This window comes from Bradyrhizobium sp. 45 (assembly GCF_023073155.1).
GTDB classification, from domain to species: Bacteria; Pseudomonadota; Alphaproteobacteria; order Rhizobiales; family Xanthobacteraceae; genus Bradyrhizobium; species Bradyrhizobium canariense_D.
The window spans coordinates 21,829-39,658 of record NZ_JADPIX010000055.1 but is presented as its reverse complement, the minus strand read 5'-3'; the positions used below and the strand labels follow the sequence as shown (position 1 = coordinate 39,658).

Below are 17,830 nucleotides of genomic sequence, written 5' to 3'. Positions count from 1 at the left end.
ATCAGGCCTCTCCTGACCAGAGCCGAGGTTAGCGCATGGCGAAGGCCAATACGCATCAGGCCAAAACCCAGTTCGGCTATCGCCGCCACCCCGATCAGGATCGTCCCGGCCAGAGCTCGGCCGAGCATCCCGTGGTGATCGTGGGCGCTGGCCCGGTCGGGCTGTCGCTTGCGATCGACCTTGCCCAACGCGGCCAGCGCGTCGTTCTTCTGGATGACGCCGACCGCATCGGAGAGGGCTCCCGCGCGATCTGCTTCTCGAAACGCTCGCTGGAATATTGGGACCGGCTCGGCGTCGGCGACCGCATGGTCGACAAGGGCGTGGTCTGGAGCGTCGGCCGCATCTTCCACGGCGAGCAGCAGCTCTACCAGTTCAATCTACTGCCGGAGGACGGTCACAAGCGGCCGGCCTTCATCAATCTCCAGCAATATTACGCCGAAGCCTATCTGGTCGACCGCATCAGCGAGCTGCCCGAGATCAATCTGCGCTGGCGCAACAAGGTGACGGCGCTGGAGAGCCGCAACGCTTCCGTCGCGCTGACGATCGAGACGCCGGAGGGCGCCTATCGCCTGCACGCGCAATATGTCGTCGCCTGCGACGGCGCGCGCTCGTCGCTGCGGCAGATGGTGGGCGCCGACTTCGCCGGACAGGTGTTCGAGGACCAGTTCCTGATCGCCGATGTCAAGATGACCGCGGAATTCCCGACCGAGCGCTGGTTCTGGTTCGATCCGCCGTTTCATGCGGGACGTTCGGCGCTGCTGCACCGACAGCCCGACGATGTCTGGCGCATCGACCTTCAGCTCAATCGCTATGCCGACCCCGTCGTCGAGAAGAAGCCCGAGAACGTGCGGCCGCGGATTGCGCGCATGCTCGGCCACGACAAGTTCGAGTTCGAGTGGATCTCGCTTTACAAATTCCAGTGCCGGCGGATGGATCGCTTCGTCCATGGCCGCGTGATCTTTGCAGGCGATTCCGCGCACCAGGTCTCGCCCTTCGGCGCGCGCGGCGCCAATTCGGGACTCGAGGACGCCGAGAATCTCTCCTGGAAGCTCGACCGCGTGCTGCGCGGCGCCTCACCCGCGAGCCTGCTCGAGAGCTATCACGTCGAGCGCAGTCTGGCGGCCGACGAGAACATCCGCGAATCCACCCGCTCGACCGATTTCATGGCGCCGAACTCGCATCAGGAAGCGCGGCTGCGCAAGGCGGTGCTGTCGCTGGCCAAGGAAACGGAATTCGGCAAGCGCATGGTCAATGGCGGGCGGCTCTCGGTGCCGTGCAGCTATGACTCGCCGCTGTCATCGCCGGATGCGGATGCGTGGCGCGGTGGCCCGCTCCCGGGTTGTTCGATGCTCGATGCTCCCGTTACGACGCGCGCGGGCGAGCAAGCCTATTTGACGGATGCATTCCGCAAGGGTGGAACAGACTTCACCTTGCTGTCGTTCGGCAACGGCGCGGCGATCGATGCGCCTGTTGGTGTGAAGGACATCTGCATCGGCGGTGAGGACGGGCTCGCAGATCCGGCAGGGCTCACTGCAAAGCGCTATGATGCGGAACCAGGCTCAGCCTACCTATTAAGGCCGGACGGTTACGTTGCGGCGCGCTTCCGCCACCCCACGCGCGCTGGCGTCGCGGCAGCGCTGTCACGGGCGCAGGGCTTGAATCAAGAATTTGCTTGAATTGAGGATTCGCATGCCGCTCTCCACCAGCTCCAACTTCGCGCGACCCGACGACGCCTTTCGCGCCATTGTGGAGGCGCATCGTGGCTTCACCGACGAGCAGAGCGCGGACTTCGACGCGGCGCTGGTGCTGATCCTCGCCAACCATATCGGCGATATCGTCGTGCTGCGGGAGGCGATTCTCCTCGCCAAGCGGCGCATGATCGACGGCCAGCAGCAGCAACAGCAACAACAATAGCCCCAAAGACTTGAAGGATGAATTGATGGCGAAGAACTTCGCATCCACCGGCGACCTGTCCGAGAAGAAGATCACCTTCTCCGAGATTGGCACCGATCTCTACGCCTTCACCGCGGAGGGCGATCCGAACACCGCGATCATCGTCGGCGACGACGGCTGCCTGGTGTTCGACGCGCAATCGACGCCGGCGATGGCCAACAAGGTGATCGAGCGCGTCCGTGCCGTCACCGACAAACCGATCAAATATGTCGTGCTGTCGCATTATCACGCCGTGCGCGTGCTCGGCGCCTCCGCCTACAAGGCGCAGGGCATCGTCGCCTCGCAGGAGACCTATCGCCTCATCGAGGAGCGTGGCCAGCAGGATTGGGATTCCGAGTACGGCCGCTTCCCGCGCCTGTTTCAGGACGCATCGAGCATACCCGGCCTGACCTGGCCGACGCTGACCTTCGAAGGCGAGATGTCGATCTATCTCGGCAAGCGCGAGGTACGCCTGATGCAGCTTGGCGCCGGCCATACCTCGGGCGACATCGTCGCCTGGGTGCCGGATGCCGAGGTGATGTTCTCCGGTGACCTGATCGAATACCACTCGGCCTGCTATTGTGGCGACGCACACCTGCGCGAATGGCCGCTGACGCTGAACGAGATCCGCAACTTCAATCCCAAGGCGATCGCGCCGGGCCGCGGCGATGCGTTGAAGGGTGTCGCCACGGTGCGCGAAGCCATCGCGATGACGCGCGACTTCGTCACCTCGCTCTACGGCGCCGCCGAAATCTCGGTCGCCAAGGGCCGCACGCTGAAGGAATCGATGGCCGCGACGCGCGAGGTCATGGATCCGAAATTTTCGAGCTTCGCCATCTACGAGCACTGTCTGCCGTTCAACGTATCTCGCGCCTATGACGAGGCGTCGGGGATCGACGACCCCGTGATCTGGACCGACAAGCGCGACCAGGAGATGTGGGCCGCCCTGCAAGGAGGAGGATCATCATGAACATCAACACCTCGCCCGATCAGATCATTCGCAGCACGGCCCAGGTCACGCCGGGCTACATGTCCGGCTTCGGCAACAGTTTCGAGACCGAAGCGCTGCCGGGCGCGCTGCCGATCGGACGCAACTCGCCGCAGCGCTGTGCCTACGGCCTCTATGCCGAGCAGCTCTCCGGCTCGCCCTTCACGGCGCCGCGCGGCAGCAACGAGCGCTCATGGCTCTATCGCATTCGCCCGTCGGTGAAACACTCGGGTCGTTTCGAGAAGGTCGACGGCGGCCTGTGGCGTTCGGCACCGTGCCACGAAAACGACCTGCCGATCGCGCAATTGCGCTGGGATCCGGCGCCGATCCCGAAGGAGGACATGACCTTCCTTCAGGGCGTGCAGACCATGACCACCGCCGGTGACGTCAACACCCAGGCCGGCATGGCCGCCCACGTCTATCTCATCACCAAATCGATGGTGGACCAGCACTTCTACAATGCCGACGGCGAGCTGATGTTCGTGCTGCAGCAGGGCAATCTTCGCATCGTCACGGAGTTCGGCCGCATCGACGCCGAGCCCGGCGAGATCGTGGTGATCCCGCGCGGCGTCAAGTTCCGGGTGGAGATTCCGAGCGGACCGGCGCGTGGCTATCTCTGCGAAAACTACGGCGGCGCCTTCACGCTGCCGGAGCGCGGACCGATCGGCGCCAACTGCCTCGCCAATGCCCGCGACTTCCTGACGCCGGTCGCGCACTACGAGGACAAGGACACACCGACCGAGCTTTACGTGAAATGGGGCGGATCGTTGTTCAGGACGCAGTTGCCCCACTCGCCGATCGACGTCGTCGCCTGGCACGGCAATTATGCGCCGTATAAATATGATCTGCGCACCTTCTCGCCGGTCGGCGCGATCGGCTTCGATCATCCCGATCCCTCGATCTTCACCGTGCTGACCTCGCCGTCGGAGACCGCGGGCACGGCGAATATCGACTTCGTGATCTTCCCCGAGCGCTGGATGGTCGCCGACAACACCTTCCGCCCGCCGTGGTATCACATGAACATCATGAGCGAGTTCATGGGCCTGATCTACGGCGTGTACGACGCCAAGCCGCAAGGTTTTGTGCCGGGCGGCATGAGTTTGCACAATTGCATGCTGCCGCACGGCCCCGATCGCGATGCCTTCGAGCACGCCAGCAACGGCGAGCTGAAGCCGGTCAAGCTGACCGGCACCATGGCCTTCATGTTCGAGACCCGCTACGCGCAGCGCGTCACCGCGCACGCCGCGAATTCCGCGACGTTGCAGCATGACTACGCGGATTGCTGGAAGGGCCTCGCGAAGCGGTTCGATCCGAGCAAGCCGTAAGCTTCTTACCCTCTCCCCTTGTGGGAGAGGGTGGCTCGCCGCATAGCGGCGAGACGGGTGAGGGGTTCTATCCGCGCGTGAACCTCTCCTTCGGACTCGCGGACAGATACCCCTCATCCGGCGCTTCGCGCCACCTTCTCCCACAAGGGGAGAAGGGAAAGACCGAGCCAAGTGATGCCCCATCCCAACGACCCCAGCCTCCGCTCCTTCATCGGCGTCGATCCCGCCTCCGATTTTCCGATCCAGAACCTGCCTTATGGTGTGTTCTCGACCGCGGCCAATCCGACGCCGCGCGTCGGCGTGGCGATCGGCGACTATGTGCTCGATCTCTGGGAGCTTGAGCAGGACTCGCGGCTCGACGTGGGGCCGCTCGGCGTGTTCTCGACGCCGTCGCTCAATGCTTTCATGGCCTTGGGGCCAAAGGTCTGGACGAAGACGCGGGCGCGGATCAGCGAACTCCTGCGCGCCGATCATCCCGAGCTGCGCGACAACGAGGAGTTGCGCAAGCAGGCCTTGGTGCCGATACGCGACGCAAGATTGCATCTGCCGTTTGCGGTCTCCGGCTACACCGATTTCTATTCGTCGAAAGAACACGCCACCAATGTCGGCGTCATGTTCCGTGGCAAGGACAATGCACTGCAGCCGAATTGGCTGCATATGCCGATCGCTTACAACGGCCGTGCCTCGACTGTCGTGGTCTCCGGCACGAAGGTGAAGCGCCCGCGCGGGCAGCTCAAGCCGCCGAATGTGGAGGCGCCGAGCTTCGGACCGTGCAAGCGGCTCGATTTCGAGCTGGAGATGGGCGTGGTGGTCGGCCAGCCGTCGCCAATGGGCGGCATGCTCACGGAGCCGCAAGCCGAGGAGATGATCTTCGGCTTCGTGCTGCTCAACGACTGGAGCGCGCGCGATATCCAGCAATGGGAATATGTGCCGCTCGGGCCGTTCCTCGCCAAGGCGTTCGCGACCTCGATCAGTCCGTGGGTGGTGACGCGCGAGGCGCTGGAGCCATTCCGCCTCAACGGGCCGCAGCAGGAGCCGGTGCCGCTCGACTACCTCAAGCAGGGCAAGCCGCAGAACTACGATCTCGAACTCGACGTCTCCTTGCGCGCCGCCGGAGCCAACGCGCCCGCCGGCATCAGCCGCACCAATTTCAAATACATGTACTGGTCGTCGGTGCAGCAGCTGATGCACCACGCCTCCTCCGGCTGCGCCATGAATGTCGGCGATCTCCTCGGCAGCGGCACCATTTCCGGTCCGGAGAAGAACCAGCGCGGCAGCCTGCTGGAGATCAGCTGGAACGGCACCGAGCCGATCGAATTGCCCGGCGGCGCCAAGCGGTCGTTCCTGGAAGACGGCGACAGCCTCGTCATGCGCGGCTGGTGCCAGGGCGAAGGCTATCGCGTTGGTTTTGGCGAGGTCGAGGGGACGATTTTGCCGGCGGAGTGATTGCTGGGAAGCGATGCGACCTCTATCCACATTCTCCGTCATTGCGAGCGTAGCGAAGCAATCCAGAGTCTTTCCGCAGTGGCAGTCTGGATTGCTTCGTCGCAAGGGCTCCTCGCAATGACATGGTGAGAGTCTACCGCTTCTCCGGCGGCACCTCACGTAACCGCGCGCAATGCGTCGCGACGTCCTCCAGACTGTACTTCAGATGCACCCGCTTGTCCGACGGCGCCTGGTTGGTCGTGCACACGCCCGGTCGCCATTCCTGCGTGGGCCTGATCGGGCGCGGCGCAAAACCGCCGCCGCAGTTCGGGCAGACGTTGGAGAGTTTCGTCTCCACGCAGTCCGCACAGAACGTGCATTCATAGGAACAGATCCGCGCATCGGTTGCGTTCGGGGGCAGATCGCGGTCGCAATATTCGCAGTTCGGTCGAAGCTGGAGGGCCATGGCTCAATCTCCGCAGATTGGCCGGGATCATCGCAGATCGCGCGCGCAGCGCGAATGCCGGATTTCCCTCGATTTCAGCCGGGCTTGATTTCCTTCAGCGGCAGACGCGTGCTTTCCTTCAGCCTGTCGAGCACGATCGAGGAGCGCACATGCGCGACGCTCTGGTGCGGCATCAGCACGTCGTTGACGAGGTTGGAGAGGCCCTTGAGGTCGTGCAGCACGGCCTTGAGCACGTAGTCGGCGTCGCCTGTCAGCGAGTAGGCCTCCTGGATCTCGTCGATGCGGTTGACCAGAGTCCGAAACCGCTTGGAATTGTCCGGCGAGTGGGTCGCCAGCGTCACCTGGATGAAGGCGACCACGCCGAAGCCGAGCGCCTCGCTGGAGAGATCGGCATGATAGCCCGCAATGACCTTCTCCTCTTCCAGCCGCATCCGTCGCCGCGAGCATTGCGAGGCCGAGAGCCCGGCGAGGTCGGCGAGCTCCTGGTTGGTGAGACGGCCGTCGTCCTGGAGCGCGCCCAGGATCTTGAGGTCGAAGGCATCCACCAAAGTCATGCGCGTTTCACCCACTTCATGCACAAACTGTGCATATGTTAATCAAAAGCCGTCTCATTTGCACGCCCCTTGCGCGTCCCATGAAGGATAGTTCCTCTCAGCAGCAATTTGGGAGAACACCATGGGTCCGTTTCCGCACGATGCACCGCCGGCCACGATCAGCGCCGAGAATCCGATGGGCACCGACGGGTTCGAGTTCGTCGAATATGCGCATCCCAATCCGCAAGAGCTGCACGCCTTGTTCAAGCTGATGGGCTATGTGCCCGTCGCGCGGCACAGAACGAAGAAGATCACGGTTTATCGCCAGGGCGACATCAATTACCTCGTCAACGAGGAGCCCGGCACCCAGGGTCACGATTTCGTCGCCGCGCACGGCCGCTGTGCGCCGTCGATGGCGTTTCGCGTCGTCGATGCGAAGAAGGCCTATGACCGCGCGATTTCGCTCGGTGCCGAACCTGCCGATGCGTCCTCCGCGCAGAAGACGCTCGACGTCCCCGCGATCAAGGGCATCGGCGGCAGCCTGCTCTATTTCGCTGATCGCTATGGCGCCAAGGGATCGGCCTATGACAGCGAGTTCGAATGGCTGGGTGCGCGCGATCCGCGTCCTGCCGGCGCCGGCCTGTTCTATCTCGATCACCTCACCCACAACGTCCACCGCGGCCGCATGGACGTGTGGACGGGCTTCTACGAGAAGCTCTTCAATTTCCGCCAGATCCGCTTCTTCGACATCGAGGGCCGCGCCTCGGGCCTGTTCTCGCGCGCGCTGACCAGCCCCGACGGCAAGATCCGGATTCCGATCAACGAGGACGCCGGCGATTCCGGGCAGATCGAGGAATATCTCAATATCTATCGCGGCGAGGGCATCCAGCACATCGCCTGCGGCTGCCGCGACATCTACCGCACCATCGAGGACTTGCGCGAGGCCGGTCTGCCCTTCATGCCAGCGCCGCCCGCGACCTATTTCGAGCGGATCGACGCGCGGTTGCCGAAGCATGGCGAGGACATCGCGCGGCTGCAGAAGAACGGCATCCTGATCGACGGCGAAGGCGTGGTCGACGGCGGCCAGACCAAGGTGCTGCTGCAGATCTTCTCGGCCAACGCGATCGGCCCGATCTTCTTCGAGTTCATCCAGCGCAAGGGCGACGACGGTTTCGGCGAAGGCAATTTCAAGGCGCTGTTCGAATCGATCGAGGAGGACCAGATCCGGCGCGGGGTGCTGAAGGTGGATGCGGCGTAGGCGGCCGTTGTCTGGAACGCGGTGGCATTAAGTGCCGCCGTCGTCCTGGCGAAAGCCAGGACCAATTACCCCAGGGAGCGGTCATTGGGCGAACTGGTAACTCCGAGTCTTCGTCAAACCGCGTTGGTGGCTATGGGTCTTGGCCCCCGTGCGCAATTGCGCACTAGGCCAGGACGACCCGGAGTGTGATGCGACAGCGGAGGACTTAACGCTCCGCCTTCCAGGCTTTGGTCACCGCGCCGATCTCCGCCACTTCCGGCTCGCGCACCGCCGATGGAGTCCGCGAAAAGCGCGGCGCCGGCGCCGGCTGCTTCACGCCGTGGCGCTCGACGAAGACGTTGCGGGCGACCATGTGCGGATGCTCGGTCGCTTCCGACATGGTCAGCACCGGCGCGAAGCAGATGTCGGTGCCTTCCATAATCTTGCACCAGTCCTCGCGCGTCTTGCTCTTGAACACCGTCTTCAGTTTTTCCTTCAGCGCGGGCCAAGCCTTGCGGTCCATCTGCGCATCGAAATCGGGGTCGGTCAGGCCGGCGTGCTCGCGCAGCAGCGCGTAGAATTGCGGCTCGATCGAGCCGATCGAGACGAAATGGCCGCAGGCGCATTCGTAGACGCCGTAGAAATGTGCGCCGCCGTCGAGAAAGTTCTCGTTGCGGCCTTCGGTCCAGCGGCCGAGCGTGGTCATGTCGAAGAAGAACGACATCAGCGATGCCGCGCCGTCGCACATCGCGGCATCGACGACCTGGCCCTTGCCTGACCGCGAGGCCTCCAGCAGCGCCGCGAGCACGCCGACCACGAGATAGAGCGCGCCGCCGCCGAAATCGCCGACCAGGTTGAGCGGCGGCACCGGCGCTTCCTTCGTGCCGATCGCGGCGAGCGCGCCGGTGATGGAGATGTAGTTGATGTCGTGGCCGGCGGCATTGGCGAGCGGGCCTTGCTGGCCCCAGCCGGTCATGCGGCCGTAGACCAGCTTTGGATTGCGCGCGAGCACCACGTCAGGCCCGAGACCGAGCCGCTCCATCACGCCGGGACGGAAACCCTCGACCAGCGCGTCGGCATTCGCAAGCAGATCGAGTACCTCCGCGATCGCCGCCTGGTCCTTGAGGTCGAGCTCGACCACCTTGCGGCCGCGGCCTGCGACCGACTTCATGTTCTTCCTGGCGCCGACCCGATCGAGCGTGACGATTTCGGCGCCCATGTCGGCCAGCATCATGCAGGCAAACGGGCCCGGTCCAATGCCGGCGAATTCAACGATGCGGAAGCCCGACAGCGGGCCGGAGGTGCGGACGGAGGAGTTTTGGGCTGATTGATCGAGCACGTGTTTGTTTCCTCGGATCCAAGGCGCATATTGCCGATGGTCGGCAAGCGCCAAGGCGTTCCTCTGCGGGGCGAGTTAATTGGCCGATTAACTTTTCTCGCCTTCACGCCAGTGAGGCAAGCGGTTTTCATGTCGCGTGGCTAAAATAAAACGGCGCGCACCGAAGTGCGCGCCGTGGAAAATTGCGTCGAGGCGCTAAGGCCCGATGGTCAGCGAGCGGCAGCCACCGCGCGCTGCGCCATCACCTTGATCAGGTTGGCGCGGTACTCCGCCGTGCCGTGGATGTCGGCCAGCAGATTGCTCGCCGAAATGCTCACGCCGTCGATCGCCGACGGTGACCAGTTCGCCTTCAGCGCCGTTTCGATGGCCGGGACCCGCATCACGCCGCTTTGCGAGGCGCCGGTGGCGGCCACCCGAACCTCGCCCGACTTCGTCTGCGCGACGAACACGCCGGTCAGCGCAAAGCGAGACGCAGGATGGCGCATCTTTTCGTAGCCAGCCTTCGCCGGAACCGGGAACGACACGGCGGTGATGAGCTCGCCCTCCTCCAGCGCGGTCGTGAACATGCCCTGGAAAAAGTCATCCGCCGTAATCGACCGCCTGTTGGTCTTCACGGTGGCGCCGAGCGCGAGCAGTGCGGCGGGAAAATCCGCGGCGGGATCGTTGTTGGCGATCGAGCCGCCGATCGTGCCGCGATAGCGCACGGCGGGGTCGCCGAGCACCGAAGTGAGATAGGCAATTGCGGGAATCGCCTTCTTCACGTCGGCATTCTGCATGATGTCGAAATAGGTCGTGCCGGCCTTGATGGTCAGCACGTCGCCCGAGAGCTCGACGCCCTGCAGCTCCTTGATCTTGCCGAGGTCGATGACGTCGGACGGACTGGCGAGGCGTTGCTTCATCACCGGCAGCAGCGTCTGGCCGCCGGCGAGGAACTTGGCTTCGCTGCTCTTGGAGAACAGGCTGACGGCTTCGTCAACCGAGGACGCGCGATGATAAACGGTCTGGTACATCTTCGTTCCTCCCTTAAGCCGCGTGGATCGTGCGCCACACCCTGTCCGGGGTTGCGGGCATTTCCAGATTGTTCTTGCCGATCGCATCCGTGATCGCATTGATCACGGCCGCTGACGCCCCGATCGCACCGGCCTCACCGCAACCCTTGATGCCGAGCGGATTGCCCGGGCACAGCGTCGTGGTGTGGGAGAGGTTGAACGAGGGAACGTCGTCGGCGCGCGGCATGGCGTAGTCCATGAACGAGGCCGTGACCGGCTGCCCGTTGGCGTCGTAGATCGCGTGCTCGAGCAACGCTTGTCCGATGCCTTGCACAAGACCGCCATGGACCTGGCCCTCGACGATCATCGGGTTGATCAAACGGCCGAAATCGTCGGCCGCGACGAAGTTGACGAAGGAGGTCTTGCCGGTGCCGGGATCGACCTCGAGCTCGCAGATATATGTGCCGGCCGGGAAGGTGAAGTTGGTCGGATCGTAGAAGGCGCTTTCCTTCAGGCCCGGCTCCATCCCGTCGGGCAGATTGTGCGCGGTATAGGCCGCGAGTGCGACCATCGGGAAGGCGATCGCCTTGTCGGTGCCGGCGACCTTGAACTCGCCGTTCTCGATGACGATGTCGCCTTCCGAGGCTTCCAGCGCATGCGCGGCGATCTTCTTGGCCTTGGATTCCATCTTCTCCATGGCCTTCAGGATCGCGGTGAGGCCGACGGCGGCCGAGCGCGAGCCATAGGTGCCCATGCCGAACTGCACCTTGTCGGTGTCGCCATGGACGATCGAGACCTGACTGATGGGAACGCCGAGGCGTTCGGCTACGAGCTGGCAGAACGTGGTCTCGTGACCCTGGCCGTGGCTGTGTGATCCCGTCAGGACCTCGATGGTGCCGACCGGGTTGACGCGGACTTCGGCGGACTCCCACAGACCGACGCCGGCGCCCAGGCTGCCGACGGCCTTCGACGGCGCGATGCCGCAGGCCTCGATGTAGCAGGACACGCCGATGCCGCGCAGCTTGCCGTCGGCCTTCGCCTTGGCCTTGCGCCCGGCAAAGCCGGCATAGTCGATCGCCTTCATCGCGGCGTCGAGCGAGGCGTTAAAGTCGCCGGTGTCATAAGCCATGATCACCGGCGTCTGGTGCGGGAACTGGGTGATGAAGTTGGTCCGGCGCAGCGCGGCCGGATCGACCTTCAACTGCCGCGCCGCCGTCTCCATCAGACGTTCGATCAGATAGCTCGCCTCGGGGCGGCCGGCGCCGCGATAGGCGTCGACCGGCGTGGTGTTGGTGTAGACCCCGACCACCTCGGCATGGATCGCCGGGATGTTGTACTGGCCCGACAGCAGCGTCGCGTACAGATAGGTCGGCACCGACGACGAGAACAGCGACATGTAGGCGCCGAAATTGGCGTAAGTCTTCACCTTCAACCCGGTGATCTTGTTGTTGGCGTCGAACGCCATCTCGGCATGGGTGACGTGGTCGCGGCCATGCGCATCGGTGAGGAAGGCTTCGGTGCGGTCGCCGGTCCATTTTACGGGGCGGCCGACCTTCTTCGAGGCCCACAGCGCCACCATCTCTTCGGGATAGATGAAGATCTTGGAGCCGAAGCCGCCGCCGACGTCGGGTGCGATCACGCGCAGCTTGTGCTCGGGTGCAATGTTGTAGAACGCCGACAGCACGAGGCGGGCGACGTGCGGATTCTGCGACGTCGTGTAGAGCGTGAAATGCTCTTCCGCCGAATCGTAATCGGCAATTGCCGCGCGCGGCTCCATCGCGTTCGGCGCGAGACGGTTGTTGGTGACGTCGAGCTTCACCACGTTGGCGGCCTTGGCGAAGGCCGCATCGGTGGCGCCTTCGTCGCCGATCACCCAGTCATAAACCTGGTTGCCTGGAGCTTCGGGATGTAGCTGCGGCGCGCCGGACTTGATCGCGGCGTGGACGTCGGCGACCGCGGGCAGCTCTTCGTAGTTCACGACCACGGCTTCGGCCGCGTCGCGTGCGAGATTCTTGGTCTCGGCGATCACGACTGCGACGGCCTGACCGACGAAGCGCACCGTCTCCGGCGCCATTGCCGGCCATGCGCCCATCTTCATCGGGCTGCCGTCCTTGGAGGTGATGGCCCAGCCGCAGATCAGGCTGCCGACCTTGTCGTCGACGATTTGCTGACCGGTCAGCACAGCGACCACGCCCGGCATCTTCAGCGCCTCGGCGGGATCGATCCCCTTCACCTTGGCATGCGCGTGCGGGCTGCGGATGAAATGGGCATGGGTCATGCCCTGCAATTTGATGTCGTCGACGTAGCGGCCCTTGCCGGTAATGAAACGCTTGTCTTCCTTGCGCACGACGCTCGCGCCAATGCCTTCAACGCCCATGTCTGGTCCTCCCGACCGGAATTTGTCTTGACCGCGCTTTCCCTCGAAAGCGGCGGCGATCGTTCTTGTTTCGAGGCGGGCCGCTTACTCGGCCGCCTGCGAGACCTTCATGCGGCCTGCCGCATCCAGCACGGCTTTGACGATGTTGTGGTACCCAGTGCAGCGACAGATATTGCCTTCGAGCTCGTGGCGGACGGTGGCCTCGTCGAGCTGGCCACCATAGCGGTGCACGATGTCGATCGCCGACATGATCATGCCCGGCGTGCAATAGCCGCACTGCAGGCCGTGATTGTCGCGGAAGGCCGCCTGCATCGGGTGCAGCTCGTCGCCCTTGGCGATGCCTTCGATCGTGGTGATGCTGGCGCCGTCGGCCTGTCCTGCCAGCATGGTGCAGGATTTGATCGCCTTGCCGTCCATATGGACGACGCAGGCGCCGCACTGGCTGGTGTCGCAGCCGACATGGGTTCCGGTGAGGTTGAGGTGGTCGCGCAGCAGCTGAACCAGCAGCGTGCGGTCCTCGACGTCGACAGCAACGGCCTTGCCGTTCACCGTCAGTTTGACTGTAGACACGGTTGAAGTCCTCCCGGGATCGATTTTGATTGTTTCTAATTAGAGACAGCGACCCGGAACTTTGCAACTACGATTTTGGCCGCCCGCGTCATGGAAAAGTCATTGATCCAGAATGCCCAACATTGGTTTGGGGGGCGAGTCGGCCGGATCGGGTTGCGGCTCCGGGGCGCCAGCTGGGATGCCAGCCTCTATATCCCTATCCGGCTCGCCTTTGCAGTCCGCCTTGGCCGATAGAGCCGGAAGCTCTGCGGACGCACCGAATTTACCGCCCCTTATCGATTCTGCCTTAGTTTTGCGCAGCCAGGTCAGGGGGCGGGGCGCCACCGGATCTCGGCTGAATGAAAATGGGGGTGGGAATGTCCGGGCGTATCGCGTCGTCGTCGAAGCGCACAATAATGCCGACCCTCAGGTTCCGCGCCAAGATCATTCTGGGCTTTGCCGCGGTGCTGGTGATCTCCGCCGGCAGCATGGCCTTCTCCTATTTTGGCTTCGAGCGGGTCTCGTCCGGGGTCGGGTCCTACCGCACCAGTGTCACCGAGGCCGATCTCGCCCGTAACATCGACCGGGAGCTGCTCGCCTATCGCTCGGCCGTCAGATATTTCGTCGTCACCGGCAAGGAGGACGACGCCAAGACGGCGCTGGACGCGGAGACCGGCCTGAAGAGCGCCATCGACCAGGCGGTCAAGAGCGCCAAGAAGCCGGCGCGGCAGGAAAGTCTGGACAAGCTCGCCAAGGAGTTTTCCAACTTCTCCGCGACCTTCGCGAAAGTCCTCCAGGCCAAGCGTGACAGCGCGCTGCTGGTGCAGAACCAGCTCATGCGCAACGCCAACCTCCTGAAATACAAGCTCGACGACATCGGCAACAATGCCTCCGATTCCGAGGCGCAGGCGATCGAGTTCGGGACCAAGCAGGTCAACGCCCAATTCCAGACCGCGAGCGGGGCGGCGACCAATTTCGTGCTGACGTCCGACCAGGCGATCGCGACCAGCGCGCTGGCGCGGTTGAAATTCGTCGAGAACTCGCTCAACGCGGTCTATTCCATGGACGACAAGATCGTCGCCGGCCTGAAGGACGCCAAGGGATTGCTCGGTGCCTATCGGGAATCGCTGGAGAAACTGATCGCCAACGCCAAGATGATCGACGAGCTCGTCACCGAGATGAGCGGCTCGGCCAGCGCGATCCTTCAGGGTGCCACCACCATGAAGGCGGACCTCGTTGCCGAGCAGCAGCGGTTGGAGTCCGAATCGGAAGCGACCATCGGGAAGACCGAGCAACTGGTGCTGATGCTGGCCGTCGGCGGTACGCTGCTCGGCGCGGTCCTCGCTTTCCTGCTCGGCACCGGCATTTCGCGTCCGATGATCGCGATGTGCAAGGCGATGCGCGAGCTTGCCGCGGGCAATTTCGACGTCGTGCTGCCGGGCCTCGGCCGCAGGGACGAGATCGGCGAGATGGCCGGCGCGGTCGAAGAATTCAAGGTGCAGGCCGTGGCCAAGGCCGAGCGCGATGCCGCCGCCAACGAACTTCAGAACAGGGAGCAGGCCGCAAGCCGTCGTTCCGAGCTGATTCGTTTCGCCGATGATTTCGAGAGCGCGGTTGGTGCCATCGTCTCCAACGTCTCGGCTTCCGCCGTGCAGCTGGAATCGGCGGCCTCGACGCTGACCCGCACCGCCGAGACCACGCAGAGCCTGTCGAGCCAGGTCGCCGACGTCTCCGAGCAGGCCTCCAGCAACATGCAGTCGGTCGCGACCGCGACCGAAGAGCTCTCGGCCTCGGTCGAGGAGATCGGCCGTCAGGTCCGCGATTCCAGCCGCATTGCCGAAGCTGCCGTGGTGCAGGCAAAGGAGACCGATAATCGCATCGGCAAGCTCTCGCATGCCGCCCAGCAGATCGGCGAAGTCGTCAAGCTCATCACGGCGATCGCCGAGCAGACCAATCTTCTGGCGCTGAACGCGACCATCGAGGCGGCACGCGCCGGCGAAGCCGGCCGCGGCTTTGCAGTGGTCGCCAGCGAAGTGAAGTCGCTCGCGAGCCAGACCGCGAAGGCCACCGACGAGATCTCCTCGCACATCACGGGCATGCAAGGCGCCACGGCCGAGTCGGTTGCGGCGATCAAGGAGATCGGCGCCACCATCGGCCAGATCTCGTCGATCTCGACCTCGATTGCGAGCGCGGTGGAGCAGCAAGGCGCCGCGACGCAGGAAATCGCGCGCAGCGTCCAGACCGTCGCACAGGGCACTCAGACCGCCGCCACCGACATCGGCCAGGTCAACCGCGGCGCCGCCGAAACCGGCTCGGCCTCGGAAGAGGTGCTGCATTCGGCCAAGACGCTGTCGTCCGAAAGCACCCGTCTGCGCGCCGAGCTCGACCGCTTCATGGGGAATATCCGGGCGGCGTAAGCGCTCAGCCGTCCCGGCCCCCCGTGCGCGATTGCGCACGAGGCCAGGACGACGAGACCCTGCGTCACGTAACCGCCGGTTGCGGCGCCACAAATTTACCGCAGCTTATCCTTTGCCATTTACCGTGCTCACGCGTCAGGAAGCGGGCTGCTTCCGGGCTGCGCCTGGTTTTCCGCGAATGGAATGGGGTGGGGAATGCCCGTCAAGTCGAAGCCGACCAGATCGAAGCTGCTCACCTTGCGTTTTCGCGCAAAAATCATCCTCGGCTTCGTGGCGGTGCTCGCCATCCTCGCCGTCAGCATGGCTTTCGCGTATTTCGGCTTCGAGCGGATTCAGGCCGCCGTGGCCTCCTACCGCTCCAGCGTCGCCGAAGCGGACCTTGCGCGGACGGTCGATCGCGAGCTGATCGCTTACCAGGGCTTGGCGCGGGCCTACACGCTGACCGGCGCGGCGGATGATGAGACCGCAGCCAAAGCAGCTGAAGAGAATTTGAGGGCCGCGATCGCCAAGTCGGCGGCGGCCACCACGGGCGCAGCCCGCCGCGAGCAGGTCGGCAGGCTCGAGGCCGACTTCAAGAGCTTCACCAAGGTGTTCGGCGAGATCATCACGTTGACGCGCGAGAACGGCAAGATCGCGACCGAGGAGCTCAACAGCGTCGGCAACAAGATCCGGTTCAAGTTCGACGATCTTGCCGATACCGCGGCATTGGCGGGCCTGAACTCGGTTCAGGGTACGGCCAAGGATATCACATCGCAATATCTGGCGGTCTCCACCTCGGTCAGCGCCTTCGTCGCCAAGCCGGAGCCGAAGACCGCCGACGGCGTGACCGCCCGCATCAAATTCCTGGAGACCCTGCTGGTCTCGATCTATGCCAACGACCAGAAGATCACCGACCGCGTCACCGAGATCAGCAATCTCCTCAAGCAGTACCGCGCCTCTTTTTCAAAGCTCACCGAGAACGTGAAGGTCATCGTCAAGCTGAACGGCGAGATGACCAAGACAGCCGCGTCCATTCTCAAGCTCTCGGGTGAGCTGCGATCGGAGCTGACGGCGGATCAGCAGCGCATCGAGGTCAACGCCAATGCCACCATCGGCGAGACCGAGCGGCTGATGCTGATGATGGCGCTGGGCGGCCTTGCCGTCGGCGCTGCGCTCGCCCTGATGCTGGGCAATGGCATTTCGCGTCCGATGATCGCGATGTGCAAGGCGATGCGCGAGCTTGCCGCGGGCAATTTCGACGTCGTGCTGCCGGGCCTCGGCCGCAGGGACGAGATCGGCGAGATGGCCGGCGCGGTCGAAGAATTCAAGGTGCAGGCCGTGGCCAAGGCCGAGCGCGATGCCGCCGCCAACGAACTTCAGAACAGGGAGCAGGCCGCAAGCCGTCGTTCCGAGCTGATTCGTTTCGCCGATGATTTCGAGAGCGCGGTTGGTGCCATCGTCTCCAACGTCTCGGCTTCCGCCGTGCAGCTGGAATCGGCGGCCTCGACGCTGACCCGCACCGCCGAGACCACGCAGAGCCTGTCGAGCCAGGTCGCCGACGTCTCCGAGCAGGCCTCCAGCAACATGCAGTCGGTCGCGACCGCGACCGAAGAGCTCTCGGCCTCGGTCGAGGAGATCGGCCGTCAGGTCCGCGATTCCAGCCGCATTGCCGAAGCTGCCGTGGTGCAGGCAAAGGAGACCGATAATCGCATCGGCAAGCTCTCGCATGCCGCCCAGCAGATCGGCGAAGTCGTCAAGCTCATCACGGCGATCGCCGAGCAGACCAATCTTCTGGCGCTGAACGCGACCATCGAGGCGGCACGCGCCGGCGAAGCCGGCCGCGGCTTTGCAGTGGTCGCCAGCGAAGTGAAGTCGCTCGCGAGCCAGACCGCGAAGGCCACCGACGAGATCTCCTCGCACATCACGGGCATGCAAGGCGCCACGGCCGAGTCGGTTGCGGCGATCAAGGAGATCGGCGCCACCATCGGCCAGATCTCGTCGATCTCGACCTCGATTGCGAGCGCGGTGGAGCAGCAAGGCGCCGCGACGCAGGAAATCGCGCGCAGCGTCCAGACCGTCGCGCAGGGCACCCAGACCGCGGCCACCGACATCGGCCAGGTCAACCGCGGCGCCGCCGAAACCGGCTCGGCCTCGGAAGAGGTGCTGCATTCGGCCAAGACGCTGTCGTCCGAAAGCACCCGCCTGCGCGCCGAGCTCGACCGCTTCATGGGGAATATCCGGGCGGCGTAGCGCTCGACCTTCGCGCCACGCCTC

General features: G+C 64.2%; 14 protein-coding genes. 8 read left to right on the top strand and 6 right to left on the bottom strand.

Annotation, left to right across the window (positions count from 1 at the left end; genetic code table 11):
* Positions 1 to 35 precede the first annotated feature (35 nt).
* The 5 genes from IVB42_RS09535 (at position 36) to fahA (ending at position 5,691) form a co-directional block, all read left to right on the top strand.
* The gene (locus IVB42_RS09535; RefSeq protein ID WP_247298120.1) at positions 36 to 1,676 is read left to right on the top strand and encodes an FAD-dependent oxidoreductase; all 1,641 of its coding nucleotides are present in this window, start codon (positions 36 to 38) and stop codon (positions 1,674 to 1,676) included.
* A gap of 13 nt (positions 1,677 to 1,689) precedes the next feature.
* Positions 1,690 to 1,914: a DUF2783 domain-containing protein gene (locus IVB42_RS09530; protein ID WP_018456589.1), complete on the top strand. Its 225-nt coding sequence runs from the start codon at positions 1,690 to 1,692 to the stop codon at positions 1,912 to 1,914.
* A 25-nt stretch (positions 1,915 to 1,939) separates the two neighbouring features.
* Entirely contained in the window at positions 1,940 to 2,902 is a 963-nt protein-coding gene (locus tag IVB42_RS09525) for an MBL fold metallo-hydrolase (protein WP_018456588.1), read from the top strand.
* Positions 2,899 to 4,245, top strand: a complete 1,347-nt coding sequence (gene hmgA, locus IVB42_RS09520) for a homogentisate 1,2-dioxygenase (protein WP_018456587.1) — start codon at positions 2,899 to 2,901, stop codon at positions 4,243 to 4,245. Before IVB42_RS09525 ends, hmgA begins: the two co-directional genes overlap by 4 nt.
* Before the next feature lie 174 nt (positions 4,246 to 4,419).
* Positions 4,420 to 5,691 (top strand): fumarylacetoacetase, encoded by a 1,272-nt coding sequence (gene fahA, locus IVB42_RS09515; RefSeq protein WP_026233201.1) that lies wholly within the window; start codon positions 4,420 to 4,422, stop codon positions 5,689 to 5,691.
* Between the two features lie 133 nt (positions 5,692 to 5,824).
* On the opposite strand, the gene IVB42_RS09510 is transcribed toward fahA, so the two are convergent.
* Positions 5,825 to 6,136: a DUF1272 domain-containing protein gene (locus IVB42_RS09510; RefSeq protein ID WP_018456585.1), complete on the bottom strand. Its 312-nt coding sequence runs from the start codon at positions 6,134 to 6,136 to the stop codon at positions 5,825 to 5,827.
* A 74-nt stretch (positions 6,137 to 6,210) separates the two neighbouring features.
* On the bottom strand, positions 6,211 to 6,690 hold the full coding sequence (locus IVB42_RS09505) for an Lrp/AsnC family transcriptional regulator (protein WP_018456584.1): 480 nt from the start codon (positions 6,688 to 6,690) through the stop codon (positions 6,211 to 6,213).
* Between the two features lie 121 nt (positions 6,691 to 6,811).
* On the opposite strand from IVB42_RS09505, the gene hppD reads away from it, so the two are divergent.
* The gene (gene hppD / locus IVB42_RS09500) at positions 6,812 to 7,927 is read left to right on the top strand and encodes a 4-hydroxyphenylpyruvate dioxygenase (protein WP_247298118.1); all 1,116 of its coding nucleotides are present in this window, start codon (positions 6,812 to 6,814) and stop codon (positions 7,925 to 7,927) included.
* A 205-nt stretch (positions 7,928 to 8,132) separates the two neighbouring features.
* Here hppD and IVB42_RS09495 read toward each other — a convergent pair whose 3' ends face one another.
* The 4 genes from IVB42_RS09495 to IVB42_RS09480 form a co-directional block, all read right to left on the bottom strand.
* Positions 8,133 to 9,245 carry a CaiB/BaiF CoA-transferase family protein gene (locus IVB42_RS09495; RefSeq protein ID WP_026233200.1) on the bottom strand — a complete coding sequence of 371 codons (1,113 nt, stop codon included), beginning with the start codon at positions 9,243 to 9,245 and terminating at the stop codon, positions 8,133 to 8,135.
* A gap of 209 nt (positions 9,246 to 9,454) precedes the next feature.
* Positions 9,455 to 10,255, bottom strand: coding sequence for a xanthine dehydrogenase family protein subunit M (locus tag IVB42_RS09490; RefSeq protein WP_018456581.1), 801 nt, complete (start codon positions 10,253 to 10,255; stop codon positions 9,455 to 9,457).
* A gap of 13 nt (positions 10,256 to 10,268) precedes the next feature.
* Positions 10,269 to 12,611: a xanthine dehydrogenase family protein molybdopterin-binding subunit gene (locus tag IVB42_RS09485; RefSeq protein WP_247396962.1), complete on the bottom strand. Its 2,343-nt coding sequence runs from the start codon at positions 12,609 to 12,611 to the stop codon at positions 10,269 to 10,271.
* An 84-nt stretch (positions 12,612 to 12,695) separates the two neighbouring features.
* Positions 12,696 to 13,181, bottom strand: coding sequence for a (2Fe-2S)-binding protein (locus IVB42_RS09480; protein WP_026233199.1), 486 nt, complete (start codon positions 13,179 to 13,181; stop codon positions 12,696 to 12,698).
* A gap of 356 nt (positions 13,182 to 13,537) precedes the next feature.
* Between IVB42_RS09480 and IVB42_RS09475 the strand changes: the two genes are divergently transcribed.
* Positions 13,538 to 15,577, top strand: a complete 2,040-nt coding sequence (locus tag IVB42_RS09475) for a HAMP domain-containing methyl-accepting chemotaxis protein (protein WP_247338801.1) — start codon at positions 13,538 to 13,540, stop codon at positions 15,575 to 15,577.
* Positions 15,578 to 15,772: 195 nt separating this feature from the next.
* Positions 15,773 to 17,806, top strand: coding sequence for a HAMP domain-containing methyl-accepting chemotaxis protein (locus IVB42_RS09470; RefSeq protein WP_247298112.1), 2,034 nt, complete (start codon positions 15,773 to 15,775; stop codon positions 17,804 to 17,806).
* Positions 17,807 to 17,830: the final 24 nt, after the last annotated feature.

Excerpts from the sequence above, each read along its gene's own strand:
- IVB42_RS09505 (WP_018456584.1), bottom strand. The coding sequence starts at position 6,690 with ATGACTTTGGTGGATGCCTTCGACCTCAAGATCCTGGGCGCGCTCCAG.
- IVB42_RS09530 (WP_018456589.1), top strand. The coding sequence starts at position 1,690 with ATGCCGCTCTCCACCAGCTCCAACTTCGCGCGACCCGACGACGCCTTT.
- IVB42_RS09535 (WP_247298120.1), top strand. The coding sequence starts at position 36 with ATGGCGAAGGCCAATACGCATCAGGCCAAAACCCAGTTCGGCTATCGC.
- IVB42_RS09475 (WP_247338801.1), top strand. The coding sequence starts at position 13,538 with ATGTCCGGGCGTATCGCGTCGTCGTCGAAGCGCACAATAATGCCGACC.
- IVB42_RS09525 (WP_018456588.1), top strand. The coding sequence starts at position 1,940 with ATGGCGAAGAACTTCGCATCCACCGGCGACCTGTCCGAGAAGAAGATC.
- IVB42_RS09485 (WP_247396962.1), bottom strand. The coding sequence starts at position 12,611 with ATGGGCGTTGAAGGCATTGGCGCGAGCGTCGTGCGCAAGGAAGACAAG.
- IVB42_RS09490 (WP_018456581.1), bottom strand. The coding sequence starts at position 10,255 with ATGTACCAGACCGTTTATCATCGCGCGTCCTCGGTTGACGAAGCCGTC.
- IVB42_RS09470 (WP_247298112.1), top strand. The coding sequence starts at position 15,773 with ATGCCCGTCAAGTCGAAGCCGACCAGATCGAAGCTGCTCACCTTGCGT.
- hppD (WP_247298118.1), top strand. The coding sequence starts at position 6,812 with ATGGGTCCGTTTCCGCACGATGCACCGCCGGCCACGATCAGCGCCGAG.
- hmgA (WP_018456587.1), top strand. The coding sequence starts at position 2,899 with ATGAACATCAACACCTCGCCCGATCAGATCATTCGCAGCACGGCCCAG.
- fahA (WP_026233201.1), top strand. The coding sequence starts at position 4,420 with ATGCCCCATCCCAACGACCCCAGCCTCCGCTCCTTCATCGGCGTCGAT.
- IVB42_RS09510 (WP_018456585.1), bottom strand. The coding sequence starts at position 6,136 with ATGGCCCTCCAGCTTCGACCGAACTGCGAATATTGCGACCGCGATCTG.